This is a genomic window from Myxococcota bacterium, assembly GCA_041389495.1.
Classification (GTDB): domain Bacteria; phylum Myxococcota_A; class UBA9160; order UBA9160; family UBA4427; genus JAWKRT01.
In genome coordinates, this window is sequence record JAWKRT010000002.1 from 738922 (window position 1) to 755935 (window position 17014).

Genomic DNA, 17014 nt, shown 5'->3' on the forward strand with positions numbered 1-17014 from the left:
AGGGCCCCCGACATGCACCGCTCCCTCCCGCTCGGACGCTCCCTCGCAATCCTGGTCGCGCTGCTCGCGCTCGCGGCGCCCGTCGCGCGCGCGGCGGAGCCGGTGCCGTGGACGGGCCCCGACGTGCTCGACGACCCGCAGTGGCGCAAGCACTTCCTCGGCTCGTACGGCTTCCTCTCGGGCGCCGAGCCGCAGCCGAGCGCGACGGAGCTCGAGCTCCTGCGCGAAGTGATCGAGGTGATGAAGGCGAACCCGCAGGCGGCGGCGAAGATGCTCGAGGGCCAGGTGGGCGACGGCAGCAGCGCGGCGCTCGACTTCGTGCTCGCGAACCTGCAGTTCCAGAGCGGCGCGCACGACGCCGCGCTCGCGAACTACGAGCGCGCGATCGCGAAGTTCCCCGACTTCCGCCGCGCGCACAAGAACCTGGGCCTGCTCTACGTGCAGAAGGGCCACGCGTGGCCGAAGGCGGTGGAGCACCTGTCGCGCGCCGTCGAGCTCGGCGACCGCGACGGTCGCAACTTCGGCCTGCTCGGCTTCGCGCACCTGAACCTCGAGAACTTCCTCGCCGCGGAGGAGGCCTATCGACAGGCCGTACTCGCCGAGCCGAGCGTGCGCGACTGGAAGCTCGGCCTCGCGCGCGCGCTGCTCTCGATGGAGAAGTACGCCGAGGCCGTCTCGATCTTCGACATGCTGATCGCCGAGAACCCCGAGGACGCGAGCGCCTGGATGGGACAGGCGAACGCCTACATCGGCCTCGAGAAGCCGGAGGCCGCCGCCGTCAACCTCGAGGCCGTGCGCATGATGGGCAAGGCGCAGACGTCGAGCCTCGTGCTGCTCGGCGACATCTACATGAACGCGGGAAACACCGAGCTCGCGAAGGACGCCTACCTCGAGGTGATCCGCAGCGACGCGACCGGCGGAAGCTTCGAGACGGCCGTGCGCGCGGCCGACCTGCTGCTCCGCACGCGCGCCTACGACGCGGCCGGCGACGTGCTCCGCACCATCGACGGGCGCTACGCGGGGCTCGCGCGCGACGACGAGCTGCAGGTGCTGACGCTCAAGGCGAAGCTCGCGCGCGCGACGGGACGCAAGCAGGAGGCGGCGAAGCTGCTCGAGTCCGTCGTCGAGCGCGACGGCACGCGCGGCGACGCGCTGATCGAGCTCGCGTCGTTCCACGCGTCGCAGGGGAACACCGCGAAGGCGCTCTTCCTGCTCGAGCGCGCCGAGAGCCTCGACGCCTACGCGTACCCCGCACTGCTCGAGCACGCGCAGCTCCTCGTCGGCGAGAAGGACTACGCGAAGGCGGCCGAGCTGCTGCGGCGCGCCCTGCAGCTGCGCAGCGAGCCGCGCGTCGAGCGCTTCCTCGCGCTCGTCGAGGAGTCGATCCGCCCGTAGTCGCGTGACGAACGCGTGAGCGCCGCCTTCGCGCGGCTGCCGCGCGCGCGTCGACCGCGTCGCCACATTCGTTCACGAAATCGCCACGGACTCCTCACGGCTGCGTCGACCGGTGGCGACGCGGCGGAGGTATCTCTCCGCGCGCAACGACGGGGCGTTCCGCGCGCGCGTTGCCGACCTCTCGACTCCCCACGCGACCGCCGCGCAGCGGCGGACCGCACGACTGGAGGGCTTCCCCCGATGCCCGATCGAAGGCTCCGCGCCGCCGCGTCGCTGTGCGCGCTCGCCTCGCTCGTGACCCTCGCGGCGCCCGCGCGCGCGGAGCTGATCGCGGGCTGGGACTTCTCGCAGTACGCGTCGAGCGGCTTCCTGTCCCTCGACGGCGTGACGTTCACCGCGACGCTGCCCGCGAACTACTCGGACTTCGACCCGACGTTCAACGCCGGCGCCGAGTCGGCCGCGTTCGGCGCGATGTACATGGACGGCTCGTTCGGCTCGACCGACATCTCGGGCGTGCTCGGCACGTTCGCCGAGCCCTTCCAGCCCCTCGACGGCTCGCTCGTCGGCAACGCCGACGCGCCCTTCCCGATTCCCTTCGACGCGCACTCGGTGCTGACGTCCGAGGGCCAGACGTTCGCCAACTTCCTGAGCTTCGGCGCGTTCCAGACCGGGTCGCTCGTGTTCGAGGCCGATCTCGGGTCCGTCGCACAGACGCGTGGCAACTGGTCGGTGAGCTTCGGCGGACAGACGCTCTCGGGCACCGCGACGGTGGACGTCGAGTTCTCGACCGACGGCGCCTCCTACCAGAGCTTCGGCTCGGTGATGCTGACGACGGTCGACACGGCCTTCGACGTCGCACTCGGCACCGCGACGAGCTCGACGGCCTACGTCCGTCTCACGCTGAACACGGCGAACGCCTTCGACATCCCGTACATCGACAACGTCGCGATCGAGGCGCCCGAGGCCGGTTCGGGCGCGGCTTCCGCGCTCGCGCTCGTCACGTTGGGCCTGCTCCGCTCGCGGCGCGCCCGCACCTCGTCGATCGGCTGAGCGTCTCCGCGCACCTTCCTTCGGCTGGAGGCTCGGTCGAGTGCCCCCCCACCAACGTCCGGCTCGCGCGCGTCGCGCGCGGCTCGCCCGGTGCGGCTTCGCGATCGCCGTCGTCGCGGGGCTGCTCGCGCTCGGCGCGGTCGCGGCGCCGCGCGTCGCGCGCGCGCAGGACGAGGTCGAGAACCCGTTCGAAGGCTTCGGGAGTGCGACGGCGGTGGAAGGCGCGGCCGAGGCGCCGGCCGAGGGCGACGGCACGCTGAGCGGCCAGGTCTTCGACGACCGGACGGGCGCGCCGATCGCGGGCGCGACCGTCATCCTCGCACCGGCCGGCGGAGGCGCCGGCGCCCGCCAGCAGGTGCGCACGACGAGCGCGAGCGGCGACTTCGACTTCGGCGCCGTCGCGGCGGGCCGCTACGACGTGCAGTTCGTCAAGGCCGGCTACCGCACCTCGAAGGTGACGGGCGTCGAGGTGGTGGCCGGCGAGGACGCCGTCCAGGACTTCCCGATGCCGGCGCTCGCTGCGGCCTCGTCCGAGGCCGTGCTGCAGCTCGACGACTTCGTCGTCGACGCCGAGGTCGCCGGCGAGCTCATGGTCGCGCTCGACATCCGGCTCGAGAGCGACCAGCTCGCGAACGTGCTCGGCGCGGAGGACCTGTCGAAGTACGCGGCGAGCGACGTCGCCGACGCGCTCAAGCGCGTCGCGGGCGTGAACATCGTCGAGGGGCAGTTCGCGATCATCCGCGGCCTCGAGGATCGCTATTCGAGCACGCTCTACAACGGCGCTCCCGTGCCGAGCCCCGACCCCGACAAGCAGAGCGTGCAGCTCGACCTGTTCCCGTCCGACGTCGTGAGCAACCTCGTCGTCGAGAAGACGTTCGGCGCGAGCTCGCCGAGCAACTCTTCCGGCGGCTCGATCGACATCGTCACGCACGACTACCCCGAGGAGTTCCAGCTCAAGGTGAGCCTCGGCTCGGGCTTCGAGGACAACGCGCTCGACCGATTCCTCGCGTGGGAGCCCGTCTCGGCGACGGGGCGCGACGTCGGCAGCGGGCGCGACGTCGTCGAGAGCGACATCGGCGCGTCGATCGGCGGGCGTCGCACGTTCTTCCGGCGCGAGTTCCGCGCGAAGGCGGTCGTCAACTGGGAGATCGACTACGGCACGGCGTTCGGCTTCCAGGAGAGCCGCGAGCCCGATCGGGCGTGGCTGCCCGGGCAGCCGCGTCCGAGCTTCATCCGCTCCTTCCAGTCGGGCGACCTCTCGCTCGGGAGGCTCGGCCTGTCGGAGGGGCGCTACGACCTCACGACGAGCGACCGCGAGGAGCAGCTCACGGCCTATCTCGGCTTCGGCTTCGACCTCGACGAGAAGGGCCAGCACACGATCGACTCGTCGGTCTTCTGGACGCGCAAGCGCGACGAGACCGTGCAGCTGCGCGAGAACGGCTACCTGCCCGGCTTCGACTACGCCGCGCTCGCGCAGCAGGAGATCGACAACGGGCTCGTGACGAACGCGGCGTTCCTCGGGTCGTCGACGCTCGGCGCGTTCGTGGGCCGCGGCGGGCTCGGCGCGCGCGAGGAGCGCACGGAGCGGCCGAGCCGCGGCGCGCTCTGGTTCACGAACTACTCGCGCTCGAACTCGCTCGAGCGCGAGCGCGACCTGCTCGTCTACCAGACCAACGGCCACCACACGATCGCGGCGCTCGACGACCTGGAGGTCGACTGGGTCGTGAACCAGGCGTCGACGACGCAGCGCGAGAGCTCGCGCGGAGCGAGCATCTTCTTCGAGCCGGACGACCTGCTGCAGCCCGCGCCGACGTCGTTCCCGTCGCGGCTCGCGGGGCTCGGACCCGGCATCTTCGCCACCGACAAGGGCGACATCCGCTTCAGCTTCACCGACATCGAGGAGAACCAGGACTTCGCGCGCGTCGACGCGCACTACGACGTCGAGCCGATCCCGCACGTCGTGTTCGAGGTCGGGAGCGGCGGCTGGTACGAGCGCTCGCGGCGCAGCGCGGACTCGAACTTCCTGCAGAGCCCGGTGCCGGCGGGGTGCGGGTCGACGAACCCCGCGTGCGACGGCACGGTCTCGCAGTTCGCGTTCCTCGGCGACACGCGCGAGCAGCTCGGCCGGAACATCTTCGCGAACCTCGGGCGCAGCCCGACGACGGGCACGTTCACCGGCACGCGCATCGTCGCGAACGACGCCGAGCGCGAGATCTGGGCGTGGTTCGTCGACGGCAAGTGGACCTTCTTCGAGGACTTCGACCTGCTCGCCGGACTGCGTCTCGAGAACATCTTCATCGAGTCGCTGAACGACGCGTTCACGGGCGAGTTCGACCCGGACGGCACGCCGAAGATCTTCCCGTCCGCCTACCTGATGTTCGACCGCTTCGACAACCCGAGCCGGCCGTTCGAGGCCGCGCCGCCGCCCGGCACGACGTTCAACGACCAGATCCTCGGGATCCGCGTGCCGATCGACCCGAACACCGGCCTCGTCGACCTCCGCACGCGCGAGGAGATCCTCGCGCTGGTGAACGGCGAGATCGACGAGCGCTTCTACCTGCCGTCGGCGGGCTTCGCCTATCGACCGATCGAGGGCCTCGTGCTCCGCGGCGCGTACTCGCAGACGGTCGCGCGGCCGTCGCTGCGCGAGCTCGGCTACTACGTGACCGTCGACGCCGGGACGTCGGACCAGGTGGTCGGCAACCCGCAGCTCGGCCTCTCGGAGGTCGAGAGCTACGACGCGCGCGTCGAGTACGTGTGGGGGCCGTTCGGCGACCTCGTCGCGTTCAGCGCCTTCTACAAGCGCATCGACGACCCGATCGAGAGCATCGTGCTGCGCGACCCGACGAACGCGGAGTTCGACTCGTCCGCGCTCTTCCGCACCTTCTTCAACAACCAGAACCAGGCGCGGCTCTGGGGCATCGAGATCGAGGCGCGCAAGGCGCTCGACTTCCTCGGCGTCGACTTCCTCGAGCACTTCACGGTCGGCGGCAACTTCACGTACATCGACGCCGAGGTGGCGCGGAGCCAGGCGGAGATCCAGCGCTCGCTCCCGTTCTTCGGGGTGCTCGCGGCCGACCGCGAGGTGTTCCGCGGGCTCGAGCGCAAGCGCCGCCTGTTCGGCCAGCCCGAGTGGATCGCGAACGCCGACGTGAGCTTCGAGCACGAGGAGTGGGGAACGCGGGCGACCCTCGCCGTCTTCGCGATCAGCGACGTGCTCGACGCCGCCGGCAGCGCGACGCTGCTCCGCGGCGGCCCGCCCATCGCGGCGACGATCGACCAGTACATCGACTGGTTCTACCAGGTGGATCTCGTCGTGAGCCAGGACGTGCCGTGGGTCGACGGCCTCTCGTTCAAGATGAGCGTCAAGAACCTCACCGACAGCCGACGCGCGATCGTCTACGACCCGAACCAGACCGCGGGGCGCATTCCCGAGCGCCAGTTCAAGGTCGGCCGCGACTTCTCGTTCGCTCTCAAGTACGAGTTCTGATCCCACCGCGCGATGCGCGCCGCTGCGTGACGCGACCTTCGCGCCGCCGTCACGCGCGCGCGCGAACGCGCGTCCTCGCGCGCGCGCGGTTCACGCGAACGCAACACGCGGTGCGTCGGGAAACCCTGCGTTCTCGGGACCTTGCGCGCCTGTGGGGCGATCCCTCGACGTTCGTGTGAAGCGCGCGACGCGGGGCGCGGGATCGCCACTTATCCCGCGAACCCGGGTGTCGTGTGTCCAGGAGACGGCGCCCGAACACCGGCCTCCCCGTCCCTCCCTGGGAAACGAGCGGGGCGGCCCCATCATGGAGCAGCCACAACAATGCGAACGAAGCTCATGGCCTCTCTCGCTGTTGCTCTCGCGGCCGTCGCTGGCGGCGCCGAGGCACAGACGAGCGTTTCGGCCGACATCACCACGGATACGACGTGGTGCAATGCGGCCAACCCGAGCCCGATCATTCTCGAGAACCCGATCTTCGTGAAGGGCGGCGCGACGCTCACGATCCTCCCCGGATGCATCGTGCGCGGTCAGCCCCGCACCGCGGCGGTGGTGCCCGGCTCGACGGTCGGCACGCCCGGCGCGCTCATCGTGACCCAGACGGGTCGCGTGATCGCGAACGGCGCGGCGACGGCCCCGATCATCTTCACGACGGCCGCGGTGGACAACGACAACGATGCGGTCGCCGACGACGTCGCGCCGGCGGACGGCTTCGCCGACGCGTGGACGCCCGGCGACACGTTCCTCGACGACACGCCGACGACGGCGCCGCTCGCGCCGCTCAACGGCAACGGCGACCCGAACGTCAGCCTGTGGGGTGGCCTGGTCATCCTCGGCAACGCGCCGAACAACGTCGACGATCCGAGCTTCGCGATGAAGGGCCAGACGACGGTCGAGGGTCTCACGATCCCCGGCTTCCCGATCGCGGACGCGACGCACGGCGGCCTGCTGCCCCACGACAGCTCGGGCAGCTACCAGTTCATCTCGGTGCGGCACGCCGGTGACGAGATCGGCGCCGGTAACGAGCTGAACGGCGTCACGCTCGGCAGCGTCGGCGACGGCACGATCTTCCGGAACATCGAGGTCTACTGCAACTTCGACGACGGCATCGAGTGGTTCGGTGGCACGGTCGACGGCCGCAACCTGCACGTCGCGTTCGCGGGCGACGACACGTTCGACCTCGACCAGGGCTACACCGGCGTCAACCAGTTCCTGTTCGGGATCATGCCCTTCTTCAACGCCAACAGCGGTGCGGCCTTCGGCTCCGCGTCGGGCGACAAGGGCGGCGAGTGGGACGGCGACGACTTCCTCGAGGCCACCGGCGTGTGCATCCTCGCGGACGGCACGTGCCGCCCCTGGTCGAACCCGGCGATGTACAACATCACCATCATCGGCTCGACCCCGGACGCCGGTCAGCACTTCACGCCGGCTTCTCCCGCCTCGGCGAACCGCGGCATCCAGATGCGCAACGGCTTCGCGGGTGAGCTCCTCAACTCGATCGTCGTGAACACGGGAACGGCGCAGGGCTTCGACGTCGACACCGCGGTGGCGGCGGCGTGCCCGGGCTACGACGCGGTCGACAACGTCGCGACCTGCACCCTCCAGGTGCTCGCCTCGACGTTCGACGACGGCGCCGCGCTCCCGGCGACCGAGCTCGCGGCGCTCGCCTGCGGCGACGCGGACGTGCGCACGCCGACGGTCCTGTCGAACAACTTCGTGAACAGCGCGGCCTTCGCGGGCCTCGCCCAGGAAGACACGACGTTCGATCCGCAGGGCAACGCGTCGGGCAAGCTCGACTCGAGCCTCCGCCCGAGCAAGATCAACCCGCGCCCGGTGACCGCGGGTGCCACGGCGGGTGCCGTCGCCGGTGCTCCGGTGACGACGACCTACCGCGGCGCGTTCGACCGCCTCCTGCCCACGCTGTGGACGGACGGTTGGACCGCGCTGAGCATGGCGGGTCTGCTCTAGCCATTCGTTAGTCGGTGATCGAAGCGGCTCCCACTCGCCCCGTCCGAACCGGGGCGAGTGGGAGCCCGGTTCCAGACAAAGAAGCTGTCCACGCTGAATCGAACACCCTCGGAAGGGAACCAAGGACGAAACCATGAAGGCCAAGATCTTCCTCGCAACGATCGCCTCGCTGACGCTCGCAGGGTCCGCGCAGGCGACGCTGATCGCGGGCTGGGACTTCTCCCAGTACGCGGCCGGCGGCTTCCTCTCGACGAACGGCATCAACGCGGTCGCCACGCTCGATGCCAACTACTCGGACCTCGACCCGACGTTCAACGCCGGCGCCGAGTCCGCCGCGTACGGCACGATGTACATGGACGGGACCTACGGCTCGACGGACGTGACGCCGCTCCTGGACACGTTCGCCGAGACGTTCCAGCCCTTCGACGGCTCGCTGTCGAGCGGCCTGACCACGCCGTTCCCGATCCCGTTCGACTCGCACACCGTGCTCGCCTCGGAGGGCCAGACCTTCCAGAACTTCCTGAGCCTCGCTCCGAACTTCGGTGAGCAGGGCTCGGTGGTGTTCGAGGCGGCGCTCGGCAGCCTGCTCGGCGACACCTGGAGCCTCAGCTTCGGCGGTCTCGCCTTCGGCGGCACGGGCGCGTCGCAGGCCCTCGTCGAGGTCGCCTTCGACGGCGGTGCGTACTCGTCGGTCGGCAACGCGAACCTGACGGGCGTCGACACGCTCTTCTCGTTCAACCTCGGCGCGACGGCGGCCAACTCGGTCCAGGTCCGCCTCTCGCTCGACTCGACGTCGACGATCTCGATGATCGACAACGTCGCGATCAGCGCGGGCAACGTGGTTCCGGAGCCGGGCACGGGCCTCCTCGTGACCTCGGGCCTCCTCGGCCTCGCCGCCATGGGCCGCCGCCGCAACTAACGGCATCGGCTACGGTTCGGATCGACCCTCGAGCCCCCGCCTCGTCTCCGGCTACCCCCGGGCGAGGCGGGGGCTCCTCACTTGCGGAGCCCGCCGTGACGACGCCCCTCCCCACGACGCTCGCGATCGCCGCCCTCGCAGCCTCGCTCGTCGCGACTGCGCCCGCCGCGCGCGCCGACGAGCCGTCGTTCCCCCCGGCGCCCGGGCCGGAGGTGCAGAACGCGCTCCCCGACTACCACGTCGCCGATCCGTCGGCGCCGCCCGTCACCGCCGCCACGCTGCTCGCGAACGAGCGCTTCTGGCCCTATCACGTGACGCTGGTCGAGCCGGTCGCCGTGCCCGGCGCGGCGCGCGCGCTGCCGGCGTCGCTGCGCGGCGTGCTGATCCGCGCGAACGCCGACGGCAGCGTCCGCGTCGACTTCGGCCGCGACGGCATGCTCGACGTCCCGCTCGCCGCGACGGACGTCGTCGCGGGCGCGAACCGCACGCGCGAGGGAGAGGAGCTGAAGATCGGCCCGAACCTCGGCCACGCGATCGGCCCGCGCCTCGTGGATGCGAAGTTCGAGAAGGTGCACGCCGTGGTGTTCTCCCGCGCGCGCGAGTACCGCGGCTTCCTCACCGTGTTCGCGGACCTCGCGGACGAGCAGCTCGCCGCGATCGCGCGCGCGACGGCGCCGCTCCACGAGCACGGCGGGCTCGCCGTCGTCGTCTTTCCGCAGGGCGACGTCGCCGACGCGGTGGCGACCCGGAAGCTGCGCGAGCTCGGGTGGCCCGTGCTCAGCGCGCTCGACCGGCTGTCGGAGATGTACACCCGTACCCTCGTCGCCGGGCAGCCCCGGCTCCCCTACGTGATGCTGCAGACGAACGAGGGCCGGGTGCTGTACGAGGCCTCGTGGGGCCCGGGCGTCGGCGAGGCGCTCGTCGCGGCCGCGCACGAGCACTTCCCGGCGACCGCGGTCGCCGCGGGCGGCGAGCCGGCCCCGGCACCGCAGTAGCGGGCCGAGCCGACGGAGCGCCGGGCGGCCCGACCGCGCGCGGGCCCGCGCTCGACGGAAAACGCGCTTCAGCGCCTCGGGTTCGCGGCCGATCCTGCCTCGCGGCGACGTGTCCGGTGCACCGGCGAGGGTCGGTGTGCGCGCGTCGCGTTCGCGTTCGCGGGGGGACATCGGCGTGGTCGTGACGCTGGAGCACCTCGGTGCCGCCCTCCTGCTCGGCATCGTCGGTTGGCTGCTCGGGCGCGCACAGGCCTCCAGCCGCTCGCAGCTCGAGGTCGAGCGTCTGCGCCGCGATGCGCGCCAGCTCGAAGGCGCGTGCGAGCGGCACCGCGTCGCGAGCGAGGAGCTGCGCGAGCGCCTCGCCGAGGCGCAGGACACCACCGCGCAGCTCGAGCACTCGCTGCTCGAGCTCCCGGAGATCGCCCAGCGGCTCTCGGCGACGCGCAACCTGCGCGAGATCCCCGGCTCGGCCCTCGACCTCGTCGAGGAGATCTACGTCCCCGCCTACTGTGTCTTCTATCGCATGAACGACGGTGGCCTCGTCGCCGTCGCCGTGCGCGGGCAGAGCCCGTACCCGGTCGGCCACCGCGTGAAGGTGCGCGAAGGCGTCGTCGGGTGGTCGGCGATCCGCCAGATGGCGATCACCGGCTTCGAGTTCGAGTCGCTCGAGCTCCCGCACGACCCCGTCTACGGCTCGCCCCCGTTCTCGCTGTGCCTGCCCGTCGTCGACGGCCAGCGCACGCTCGGCGTGATCCTCGTCGGCCCGACGGAGCGCGAGCTCCCGCGCGGCCGCGAGATCGGCCGCACCATCGCACTCATCACGGCCGTCACGATCGCGCACACGCAGACGCTCAAGCAGCAGGAGCAGCTCGCGAAGACGGACGGCCTGACGGGGCTGCTCAACCGCACGCACCTGCTGAAGCAGCTCGGCGACATGATCGGTCAGCCGCACGCGAACCCGCGCATCTCGCTCTTCCTGTTCGACGTCGACCACTTCAAGCACTACAACGACGCGAACGGGCACCTCGCCGGCGACGACCTGCTCCGGCGGCTCGCCGCGCTCCTGAAGGACAACATCCGCGAGGGCGAGCTCGTCGGGCGCTACGGGGGCGAGGAGTTCCTGATGGTGCTCCCGGGCGTCGTCGGCGACGACGCCTACATGGCGGCCGACCGCGTTCGGAAGCTCATCGAGGAGCACTCGTTCGACCACAAGCAGAGCCAGCCGCTCGGCGACGTCACCGTGAGCGGCGGCGTGGCGACCTGGCCGATCCACGGGGCGACGACCGAGGAGGTGCTCCACTGCGCCGACCTCGCGCTCTACGAGGCGAAGCGGGCGGGGCGCAACCGCGTGCGCGCCTACTCGCGCGCGGCCTGCGACCCCGAGGCCGACGGCCCGTTCGGCGAGAGCCTCTAGCGCCGCGGGCGGATCGAGTGCCCGGCCGCCTGGCGCGGCCCGGGCGGGCCGGCCACGCGCGGCCCGAGCGGGCCTCCGGCGCGCCTCGAGTGCAACCTGCCGCTCGACTTCCGCCTCAACGCGCCCGGGGGAAGGCCCGATAGGGGCCCATGCGCCTGGTCCACCGCCACTGCGTGCTCGTGTCCGACGACGCCGAATGCGCGCTCGGACACATGGCGCTGCGGCTCTCGCGGATCGGGCTCGACCCCATCTATACGAACGACGCGGACGAGGCCGTCCTGCTCGCGGCCCAGGAGGCGGGGCGGCTCGGCGCGATCGCCTTCCCCGTCGCGCGGCCGATCGACGAGCTCGACCGCATGATCAAGAGCGTCGCGACGCGCGCGTCGATCACGCCCGACGCGATGGTGCCGGTCGGCCCGCGGCCCGCCGACGCGGCGGCGCTCGTGGCGCTGCGCGAGCGCGGCATCCGCTGGGCCGTCTGGGAGCCGTTCGACGACTCCGACCTCCGCTTCGTGCTCTCCGCGGTGCTGACGCGCCGCGCCGACTCCGACCTGCGCCTCGAGCCGCGCGTCCCCGCGCACGGCATGCGCGCGAAGCTCTACAAGGGACGCCTCGCGCGCGACGTCGCGGTGATCGACATCTCGGTCGGCGGCGCCTTCCTCGCCACCGACAAGCCGATGCCCGAAGACGCGCAGGTCTCGCTCGAGCTCACGATCGGCGCGCGCACGATGCCCATCCGCTCGCGCGTCCGCTGGGTGCGTCGCGAGCCCGACGGCGACCGGTGGGACCTCTCGACCGGCATGGGCGTCGAGTTCGAGGACGTGCGCCCGGAGGTGGCGGCCGAGCTCCGCCGCTTCGTCCAGACGCGGACGGCCGACTACGTCGTGACGACGGCGCGCACGATCGGCTGAGCGACCGGCGGGCGCTCCCGCGCCCGCGACGCGCCTAGCGAGCGTCGACGAAGAGCGAGGCCGACGCGGTCGCGACGCGCCCGCGCTCGTCGAAGAGCCGCGCGTGCGAGAATCCCGTGCCGTCGGTCCGCACCGACGTCGTGCCGTGCACGGCGATCCACTCGCCCTGCGGCGCGCGCTCGACGTGCAGCGTCACGTCGGGGTTGATCGAGACGAAGCGCGCGAAGTCGAGCGCGTTCGCGACGCCGCTCGTGAAGTCGCACGCGGCGGCGAGCCGCGCGAACGGCGTGAGCGGCTCGCCCTCCACGAGCGGGACGCGGCTGCGGATCCACACGGTGCTCGGGCCGCGCCCGGTCGGCTCGCCGTCCGCGCGCACGAAGTCGACGGCGCGCAGGTAGCCGGGCAGGTTCGGCACGCGGATGAGCGGCGACGCGCCGCGGCCGGGCGGGAAGGGCAGGGGCTCCTCCTCGGCGAGGTTCGGCGCGCCTTCGAGGCCGAGGCCGGTCGCGACGCGCAGCCAGAGCGCGGTGCCGCGCGCGACCTCGACCTCGCCGTGCAGCAGGGACGCGCGCGCGAGCTGCGTCCGCTTGCCGCTGCGCAGCACCTCGGTCGCCACGCGCAGCGCGGCCAGCGGGACCGGCCGCATCAGCTCGAACGTGACGCGGACGATCCGCATCGGCACGGGCGTCGGGCAGACCTCGAGCGAGCGCCCGAGCAGGCCGCAGACGGCGCCGCCGTGCTGTGCGTCGGGGCTCCACGGGCCGCCCGCGAGCGCGGTGGCGACGAAGGCGTCGCCGTCGCGCAGGAAGACGGCCGGCGGTGTCGCCCCGTCTTCCGCGCCTAACGACTCGGCGCGTACCAGATCGGCGACGTCCACGCGCGCTCCTGGATGACGGGGTCGTGGAGCGGCGAGCAGCAGGCCTCGTAGCCCATCGGGATGCTCTCGGGCTTCGCGCAGTCGACCGCGTGCGCGCGGCACACGTACTGGCTCCAGCGGCAGCTCGGGCTCTCGGTGACGCGCGCGTAGTAGAACGCGCTCGCGTCCGGGTCGAATTCGGGATCGCGCCAGACCGTGCACAGGCTGCGCGCGCCGCCGCCGCGCCGCTCGCACGTGGCGGTGTCGACGGTCGCGCCCGGCGGGCCGCTCGCGACGCGGAAGACGCGCTCGTGCGTCTCGCCGTCCGCGTCGACCCATCCTTTGACGACCTCGATGCCGTCGAGCGGCGTGCCGGGGTGCGTGCTCGTGCCCGGGTCCATCATCGCGGACACGGCGAAGGCGGGCGCCTTCGCGTCGGCCGGTGGCGGCGGCAGGTCGCCGCCCATCGGGACGCCGCCCGCGTAGCCGCGCGCGACGAGGTCGTCGGCTCCGCACAGGTCGTCGCCGTAGCCCCAGCCTCCGAAGAAGCGCACGACCGGCCGAGTGCCCGACGTGCCGTACGTCTCCTTGCGCAGCATCGCGGCGAAGATCGCGTCGCGCGTGTTCTCCTCGGCCCACACGACGGCGAGCCCGCCCGGGTTGTACTCGAGCTCGTCGGGCAGGCCCATCGCCGCCATCCCGCCTTCGCCCGCCGTGCCGCCCGCGCCGCCGTGACCGTAGGGCTGGTACTCCTCGGTCAGGCCGGGCGTGCCGAGGTGCGTGTCCGTGCTCGCGACGATGCCGTACTTGAACGGGTTCGCGCCGACGCGTCGCTCGACCGCGAGGCCCTTGCGGAGCGCCTCCCGCACCATGGCGCTCCGCTTCGGCGCCATGTGGTGCCAGACGTTCGGCGTCTGCCGCACGCCCGCGAACGAGTCGTACGGGAGCTTCTCGAAGCCGCATCCCTCGTCGGTGGTGTCGCCGCCGAGCAGGCACTCCGAGTCGCCCTTGTGCTGCATGATCTCGACGAGCGGCTCGAAGCGCGCGCGCTCGCGCGCGTCCTCCGGCGTGATCGGCACGGCGGCGTCGGCCTTCGAGCGCAGCGTCCCGCTCGCGAACATGAGCCCGTTCGACGAAAGGTTCGAGTTGTGCGGAATCGTGAGCACGTCGCAGCCGGGCGTGCCCTCGAGACACTCGCTGCGCAGGCGCTTCCACAGCTCCGAGGCGCGCCCCGTGTCCGTCCAGCTGATCGCCGTGTCCGTCACGTTCTCGTTGCGGAAGACGACGTTGCGGTGGAGGTTGATGCCGGCGTCGCTGCTCGCCGTGTACTCGTAGCCGACGAAGCTCGTGAAGCGGCACTGCGACGTGCGGTCGTAGGCTTCCTCGGCGGCCTCCTGGATGTCGCGCCAGGCGCTCGCGTGCGCCTCGCGGCAGTACTTCGCGTCTTCGCCGCAGAAGCGGAAGCGGCCGCGCTCGATCAGCACCTTGCTCAGCATGAGGCTGCGCGTGATGCCGCCGAGGTTGCGGTAGGCCTCGCACATGTCCGAGTCGTAGCCCGGGTTCCCGGGGTCGTAGCAGGCGCGCACCTCGCCGAGCGCCTCGGAGTGGTCCGTCACGACGGTGAAGTCGAGCGGTCGCTCGAGCGCCGCGTGCCGCATGGGCTGGCCGTCGGGCATGTAGGGCGCGAGGCCGAGCGGCGCGCCCTTGGCGAACGCGTAGGCGTCGCGCGGCGTGCTGCGGTTGTCCTGGGCGCGCGCGTCGAGCGAGTACCCGGTGTGGACGTGCGTGTCGCCGAAGAGCGGGCGGCGGAGCGGCTCGTAGCTCGCGCACGCCTCGCGCTCCTCCGTCACCTCGTACGGGCGGTCGACGGCGCCGTCCGCCGCGGCCGCGTGCAGGGCGATGCCGAGCAGGGCGAGGGCGTGCAGCGGAGCGCGGCGCGTCCTCGGGTCGGGTCGGATCATCGGAATTCGCTCCCTCCGGAAGGCACGCGGTGTCGCGCCTAGCGTCCCGTGAACTTCGGCTCGCGCTTCTCGGCGAAGGCGGCCACGGCCTCGGCGTGATCCTCGCTGAACTGCGAGAGCGTCTCGTTCGCCATGCCGTGCTCCATGACCGGGTGCGCGATCATGCGCAGCTGCAGGTTCAGCACCTGCTTCGTCCAGCGGATGGAGCGCTGCGCGCCGTTCGCGAGCTTGCGCGCGATCGCGTCGACCTTCGCGTCGAGCTCGTCCGCCGGCACCGCGTAGTTGATGAGGCCGATCTCCTCGGCGCGCTTCGCGGGAATCGGCTCGCCGAGCAGCAGCGCTTCCTTCGCGCGGGGAAAGCCGATCGCCTGCGGCCACAGCAGCGCGCCGCCGTCGCCCGCGACGAGCCCCGCGTTCACGTGCGGGTCGCCGAACTTCGCGGTGTCGACGGCGACGATGATGTCGCAGGCGAGCGCGAGCGTGGCGCCGAAGCCGATCGCGTGCCCGTTCACGCGCGCGATCACCGGCTTGTCGCACTCGAGCATGCGGAAGACGATGCGCTTCGCCTCGGTGAGCGTCGGCCACCACTGCTCGGGGTGGTCCACCGTCTCCTGCATCGCCTTGATGTCGCCGCCCGCGCTGAACGCGCGGCCCTCGCCCGTGAACACGACCACGCGCACGTCGTCGTCGTCGTGGATGTCGCTCCAGATCTGCGACAGCGCCGTGTGCAGCGCCTTCGTGTTGCAGTTCATCGGCGGGTTGTGGAGCGCGACGCGGAGCACGCCGTCCCGGAGATCGATGCGCAGGTTCTGCGTGTAGCGTCCGTAGTCCATCGTGCGGGGCTCCTCCCGGGGCGGCGCAGTCTACTCGAAAGGGCGCGCGGCCGAGCCCGGGTCGGGGCGGGCGTACGGGGTGCTCGCGCGTACCGCTGCGCTCAGGCCGCGTGGTCGTCGCTTCGCGCGGCGAGCGCGCGGCCGATGCCCGGAAGGAAGCGCCCGGTCGACGCGGCGTAGCGCGCGTAGGCGTCGCCGTGCGTCCGCAGCAGGTAGGGCTCCTCGACGAAGCGCACGTGCAGCTCGATGCCGACGGCGAGGAGCGCGAGCGCTCCGAGGCCGACCGCGTTCGGAACGAGCAGCGCGAAGCCCGCCTGCGACACGCCCATGAAGGTGAAGATCGGGTTGCGGACGAACGCGAAGGGCCCCGACGTGACGAGCGCCGTGTGCTCGCGCTCGTCGACGCCGATGCGCCACGAGCGCCCCATCGCGAGCTGGGCGACGAGCGCGCCCGCGATGCCGACGACCGCGAGCGCGGCGCCGAGCGCGTGCGCGCCGCGGGACTGCAGCAGCAGCTCGCCGCCCGGCCACGCGCACAGCGCGGCGACGGGCGCGAGCGGCGCGAGCACGAGGCCCGCGCTCGCCGCGGCGCCGGCCAGCCACGGGAGCGATCCGACCCTGCCGTGGAAGCCCTTGATGCCCGTCGAGCCCGTCGCGCGCCAGTGCACGATCGAGCGCGCGACGAGCAGGCAGCCGGCCCACGCGGCGAAGAGGACGAGTGCGAGGCGCGGCATGGCTCACGCCCTCCCGCGCGCGTGGCGCAGGTGCTCGCGCGACACGTCGAGCAGCATGCGGACGTGCGCGTCGTCGAGGCTGTAGTAGATGCGGCGGCCGTCGCGGCGTGCCTTCGCGATGCCCGCCGTGCGCAGCAGGCGCAGCGCGTGCGACACGTTCGTCTCGGGCGTCGACGTGGCGGCGGCGAGGTCGCACACGCACAGCTCGCCCGCCTCGAGCAGCGCGTACAGGAGGCGCGCGCGCGTCGCGTCGCCGAGCAGCCGGAAGAGCGCCGCGAGCTCCTCGAGCTCGGCCTCCGGGAGCAGGCGCTTGCGCGCGGCCGCGACGCGCGCGCGATCGACGAGCGGCGGGGAGCAGGTCTCGAGAGCGGTGGATCGCTTCGGCACGGGGCCTCCTTGGCGGGCATCGGGCCGCGGATTGATATATGAAAAGATATTCATATGTCAATGTCGAGCGCCGACGCCGCGCGGCGCGCGCTCGCTCGCGAGCG

Annotated in this window: 13 protein-coding genes; 8 read left to right on the forward strand and 5 right to left on the reverse strand. The window is 72.1% G+C overall.

Annotated features, from left to right (window positions below; translation table 11 throughout):
- Window positions 1–12: 12 nt before the first annotated feature.
- The 8 genes from R3E88_14020 to R3E88_14055 all read left to right on the forward strand — a co-directional run bounded on the left by R3E88_14020 (window position 13) and on the right by R3E88_14055 (window position 12139).
- Entirely contained in the window at window positions 13–1395 is a 1383-nt protein-coding gene (locus R3E88_14020) for a tetratricopeptide repeat protein (GenBank protein MEZ4217596.1), read from the forward strand.
- Window positions 1396–1635: 240 nt separating this feature from the next.
- Complete coding sequence (locus tag R3E88_14025) at window positions 1636–2445, forward strand: hypothetical protein (GenBank protein MEZ4217597.1); 810 nt, start codon at window positions 1636–1638, stop codon at window positions 2443–2445.
- Between the two features lie 40 nt (window positions 2446–2485).
- Window positions 2486–5935, forward strand: a complete 3450-nt coding sequence (locus tag R3E88_14030) for a TonB-dependent receptor (GenBank protein MEZ4217598.1) — start codon at window positions 2486–2488, stop codon at window positions 5933–5935.
- 336 nt (window positions 5936–6271) lie between these two features.
- Complete coding sequence (locus R3E88_14035) at window positions 6272–7900, forward strand: hypothetical protein (GenBank protein ID MEZ4217599.1); 1629 nt, start codon at window positions 6272–6274, stop codon at window positions 7898–7900.
- Window positions 7901–8033: 133 nt separating this feature from the next.
- A complete protein-coding gene (locus R3E88_14040) occupies window positions 8034–8819 on the forward strand; it encodes a PEP-CTERM sorting domain-containing protein (GenBank protein ID MEZ4217600.1) in 786 nt (261 codons plus the stop codon).
- A 95-nt stretch (window positions 8820–8914) separates the two neighbouring features.
- Complete coding sequence (locus R3E88_14045) at window positions 8915–9814, forward strand: hypothetical protein (protein MEZ4217601.1); 900 nt, start codon at window positions 8915–8917, stop codon at window positions 9812–9814.
- A 181-nt stretch (window positions 9815–9995) separates the two neighbouring features.
- Window positions 9996–11228: a diguanylate cyclase gene (locus R3E88_14050; protein ID MEZ4217602.1), complete on the forward strand. Its 1233-nt coding sequence runs from the start codon at window positions 9996–9998 to the stop codon at window positions 11226–11228.
- 149 nt (window positions 11229–11377) lie between these two features.
- The gene (locus R3E88_14055) at window positions 11378–12139 is read left to right on the forward strand and encodes a PilZ domain-containing protein (protein MEZ4217603.1); all 762 of its coding nucleotides are present in this window, start codon (window positions 11378–11380) and stop codon (window positions 12137–12139) included.
- Window positions 12140–12173: 34 nt separating this feature from the next.
- Here R3E88_14055 and R3E88_14060 read toward each other — a convergent pair whose 3' ends face one another.
- The 5 genes from R3E88_14060 to R3E88_14080 form a co-directional block, all read right to left on the reverse strand.
- The gene (locus R3E88_14060; GenBank protein ID MEZ4217604.1) at window positions 12174–13016 is read right to left on the reverse strand and encodes a thioesterase family protein; all 843 of its coding nucleotides are present in this window, start codon (window positions 13014–13016) and stop codon (window positions 12174–12176) included.
- The gene (locus R3E88_14065; GenBank protein MEZ4217605.1) at window positions 12980–14956 is read right to left on the reverse strand and encodes a DUF3604 domain-containing protein; all 1977 of its coding nucleotides are present in this window, start codon (window positions 14954–14956) and stop codon (window positions 12980–12982) included. Before R3E88_14065 ends, R3E88_14060 begins: the two co-directional genes overlap by 37 nt.
- A gap of 38 nt (window positions 14957–14994) precedes the next feature.
- Complete coding sequence (locus R3E88_14070) at window positions 14995–15789, reverse strand: enoyl-CoA hydratase-related protein (GenBank protein ID MEZ4217606.1); 795 nt, start codon at window positions 15787–15789, stop codon at window positions 14995–14997.
- Window positions 15790–15890: 101 nt separating this feature from the next.
- Window positions 15891–16523, reverse strand: a complete 633-nt coding sequence (locus tag R3E88_14075; protein ID MEZ4217607.1) for an isoprenylcysteine carboxylmethyltransferase family protein — start codon at window positions 16521–16523, stop codon at window positions 15891–15893.
- 3 nt (window positions 16524–16526) lie between these two features.
- Entirely contained in the window at window positions 16527–16910 is a 384-nt protein-coding gene (locus R3E88_14080; GenBank protein ID MEZ4217608.1) for a metalloregulator ArsR/SmtB family transcription factor, read from the reverse strand.
- Between the last annotated feature and the right edge of the window lie 104 nt (window positions 16911–17014).

Coding starts and splice junctions, on each gene's coding strand:
- R3E88_14020 (MEZ4217596.1), top strand. CDS start 13: ATGCACCGCTCCCTCCCGCTCGGACGCTCCCTCGCAATCCTGGTCGCG.
- R3E88_14025 (MEZ4217597.1), top strand. CDS start 1,636: ATGCCCGATCGAAGGCTCCGCGCCGCCGCGTCGCTGTGCGCGCTCGCC.
- R3E88_14035 (MEZ4217599.1), top strand. CDS start 6,272: ATGGCCTCTCTCGCTGTTGCTCTCGCGGCCGTCGCTGGCGGCGCCGAG.
- R3E88_14040 (MEZ4217600.1), top strand. CDS start 8,034: ATGAAGGCCAAGATCTTCCTCGCAACGATCGCCTCGCTGACGCTCGCA.
- R3E88_14055 (MEZ4217603.1), top strand. CDS start 11,378: ATGCGCCTGGTCCACCGCCACTGCGTGCTCGTGTCCGACGACGCCGAA.
- R3E88_14065 (MEZ4217605.1), bottom strand. CDS start 14,956: ATGATCCGACCCGACCCGAGGACGCGCCGCGCTCCGCTGCACGCCCTC.
- R3E88_14070 (MEZ4217606.1), bottom strand. CDS start 15,789: ATGGACTACGGACGCTACACGCAGAACCTGCGCATCGATCTCCGGGAC.
- R3E88_14075 (MEZ4217607.1), bottom strand. CDS start 16,523: ATGCCGCGCCTCGCACTCGTCCTCTTCGCCGCGTGGGCCGGCTGCCTG.